This is a genomic window from Hymenobacter psoromatis, from assembly GCF_020012125.1.
In the GTDB taxonomy this organism is placed as follows: Bacteria; Bacteroidota; Bacteroidia; order Cytophagales; family Hymenobacteraceae; genus Hymenobacter; species Hymenobacter psoromatis.
Genome location: NZ_JAIFAG010000007.1, coordinates 1 through 3183 on the forward strand (window position 1 = coordinate 1; position 3183 = coordinate 3183).

Annotated in this window: 3 protein-coding genes; 1 reads left to right on the top strand and 2 read right to left on the bottom strand. The window is 50.5% G+C overall.

Annotation, left to right across the window (positions count from 1 at the left end):
- Positions 1-154: 154 nt before the first annotated feature.
- Both LC531_RS22545 and mobV read right to left on the bottom strand, forming a co-directional pair.
- Positions 155-829 (bottom strand): RepA protein, encoded by a 675-nt coding sequence (locus tag LC531_RS22545; protein WP_223654574.1) that lies wholly within the window; start codon positions 827-829, stop codon positions 155-157.
- Between the two features lie 274 nt (positions 830-1103).
- Entirely contained in the window at positions 1104-2402 is a 1299-nt protein-coding gene (gene mobV, locus LC531_RS22550; protein ID WP_223654576.1) for a MobV family relaxase, read from the bottom strand.
- A 375-nt stretch (positions 2403-2777) separates the two neighbouring features.
- Here mobV and LC531_RS22555 point away from each other — a divergent pair.
- A partial coding sequence (locus LC531_RS22555; RefSeq protein ID WP_223654578.1) for a WapI family immunity protein occupies positions 2778-3183 on the top strand: 406 nt, incomplete at its 3' end.

Sequence of the window (3183 nt, forward strand, 5' to 3'; positions counted from 1 at the left end):
TCAGAAAGTACGGTGATAATTCTGGGAAAAAGTCTATTTAGATACTCTATCAACCACTACCTAAATCCGTTCTCCTGGGGGCTCTGCCCCCTGCCCCCCCGAGGTAAAAAAGGCATGATGCTAAGCCGCCTGCGCGCTCTTTTCTTCCCTTTAGTTACTTCTTCCCCACTGCCCCCAATTCGGAGCTGTTGGCCTCATGCCGTTTGCGCTTACTCTCCATAATTTTCTGCGTTTTATCGCTGGAAACGGCTTTTTTGGGTTTTGCAGAGGGTAGTACTTCGACTTCTTGAAAGAGGTCAAGCTGGGACTTATTAGCCTCCTTCTTTTTCTTGATATAGGTTTTGGCAAACGTAACCCGGTCGCCATTAAACACAACAAGAGGGTTTATAAAGTACTTGAAATGACTATCACTACGAGCAATTATTCCACACTCAATTAATCCAGAAAGGCCAGAAAGCACGTCTTTGGGATGTTTGTATTGTGTGTATTCTAAGCACTTAGTCATTTCTAGATAAAACTCGTCTTTTTTTGGCTTTAAGACATTGATTATAAAGCCAAAAACCCTAATAGCAGACTTTGGTAATTCCCAAAATGCGGTAAACTGGCTGAGGTACACTTTGGCAAACTTTTCCTCATCCACCTCGACAAATTTCATGAAGGCTGTGTGCCCTTCTACCTCGCCATCAGAGTTCACTATCATCTGGATTTCATCCCGATTTTTTGACCGCATAACCTGAGTTTTGCGAATCACTTTGATGTCCTCGATGGCCTTTTCAATGAAAGGATTTTCCTTGAAAGCCTCGTATTTTTTTACCGATTTGTAGGCCATAATGGTAAATTTTATTTACCTCGAAGGTACAAGGTATTTACTAAATAGTACCTTCATTTGGTAAATTTTATTTACCAAATTCTGCTTTTATATGGAAAGTGAAAAGTACCAGGTTGGTAAATTAAATTTACCAACCTGGTAAATGACCCCTACTGAGTATCAGTGAGTTAGAGGCGTTTGCTTCTTAGACTCTTAAAAAGCGGAAAAAACGGGTGTTTTTGGGGTGTTTTTTCGATGGTCGGGAAGGCGAAGTATTTGGGGCTTTAAAATGGGGTTACCTCCCAATTCCACGACCCCGACTCTGGCCTCTGTCTTGTGCCTGGTCTTTGGCCTGCTGGGCGGTGCGCTCGACGGCAGCGGTGAGCTGCGCCTCTAGGGCTTGGCCATTGGGGCGTAGCTCACTGATGGGGAAGGTGGCTCCGGTCTGCTCGTGAGTGAGTATCACCTTCCCCGGCTCCCTAGCCTGTCCCTCGTAGCCGGCAGCCTTCAGCTTGGCCACGAAGTCGGCGGCGTCTTTCACGGGCTGGGTTAGGGTCTGCTCGATGGTCTGCACGAGCGCCTGGCGCGTTTCCTCACGGATTTCCTGCCCTAGCTGGCGTAAAACGGGTAAGTCACTACCCTGAGCGTACTGCACGGCCATTTTGTCAAACGCCTGGCCTTCCACCTGGCTCACTTGCTGGGCCGCCTGCAAACTGGTGTAATTACCCTGTTTTAGCCCCTCTGACGTGTTCAATTGCTTTTGGAGCACTCTGACCTGCTCCGCGGCGGCCGTGTTCGCCTGAGCCAGCTTGGCCACCTCGACGAGTTGTGCTCGGGCGGCCTCCGCTTGGTGAGCTAGCTCGGCGTTAATCCGCAATTCCTCACCGGCTTTCCACTCAGCGTGCTTCCACGGCGCGGTCGGGGGGTCGCTGAGCTCAATGGCCGGTGCTGGCGCGCTAGGCTTACTCAGCTCCGCCACGCGCTGCACATGCTGGGTTTCTAGTCCGTACAGGCGCTGTATGGGGTCGTGCTTGGCCTGGCTGTGCTCAATACCGCGTTCTAGGCCATGCGAGGCCATTGCCTGGGCGTATTCGGTTTGCAGCTGCCGCAAGCTGGCCGGGTTGAACAGCTTATCAGCCGAAAGGGTGTTCGTCTCGGTGATGGGAGCCAGCACGGCATGAATGTGCGGGGTCTTCTCGTCCTGGTGCAGGGTGAACGATACGATGTTCTTGGCCCCGAACTTTTCTTGTAAAAATCTAAGATTGTCCCCTGCCCACTTGCTTTTAGAATAGTCCACCGCACGCCCGTCCTGACCTCGGATAAATCCCTCCGGGCTGCCAGTCAGGATTACTTCCATTCCCCGCACCGAGTCCGACCGGATGCGCTTCACCCCAGCCTCCTGGATGCGCGCTTCGAGCAGGCTCCAGTAGTCCTCTTGCGCATGGTTGACATACTCCCGGTTCGGGTGCGGGGCCTGCGGGTCGGCGTTGGCTATGGCGTGGGGGTGCTGCGCTTGGCGGTAGTTGTGGCCAGTGGCCGCGACCGCGTGAGCCTGGGTTTTGATTTTGGCAACTCGAAGGACAGCGTAAGGCATGGGGCAGTGGGGAAGGGACTAGGCAGGCGGCTTAGCACCATGCCTTTTTTACCTCGGGGGGGCAGGGGGCAGAGCCCCCAGTAGAACGAGCTACCCCGTAGGGACCACGGTTTGAAATGAGGCAAGGGGTGCGAAGCAGACCCCTTGCCTCATTTCAAACCATAGTGGGTTATGGCTTTGTTTTTCTAGGCTCGGTTAAGGTATGGATTTTTACCCTACCTTCGCCCTGCTCGCCCGAAGCGGACTTGGTTGGTAGAGGTATCACCCAGGAAGGAATACGGCAGCTGCTATAAACGCCTGGAGCTTGGTCGATGTGTTGAAGGTTCGCCCTCTACTCGGCCAAGCTTTTTGTTTTCACCCTTTGCTTACTGCCTAATGGACTCCTTTTCAGTTAGAGGTTTTAATGGATTTCTAGAAGTAGAAATTGATAAGATTTTTGGTTTTCCTGACCAGACTAGCCACTTTGGAGGATATGACACTGAGTCCAGAGTAAAAGTGGAGAGCAACGGGTTCTCTGTAGATAGTAAACTATGGCTTTCTACCGGAGAGGTGTTTGACTTGTACAACTCATTAAGAGAAGCTCATGAAAAGTTAAATGGCTCAGCAAAATTTGAATCAAGTGAAAGGAATCTATCATTCGCAATCAATTATGAGTTATTAGGCCGTGTCTCAATACAAGGAGAGTTCAGAGATAACAAACTAGAAGACAATTTTTTAAGGTTTGAAATATCTAGTGACCAAAGCTATTTAAACAGAACTTTGGTAGAGCTAACCCAATTCG

What these genes read in the sequence shown, in the direction of transcription:
- mobV (WP_223654576.1), bottom strand. Translation starts at nt 2,402, where the DNA reads ATGCCTTACGCTGTCCTTCGAGTTGCCAAAATCAAAACCCAGGCTCAC.
- LC531_RS22545 (WP_223654574.1), bottom strand. Translation starts at nt 829, where the DNA reads ATGGCCTACAAATCGGTAAAAAAATACGAGGCTTTCAAGGAAAATCCT.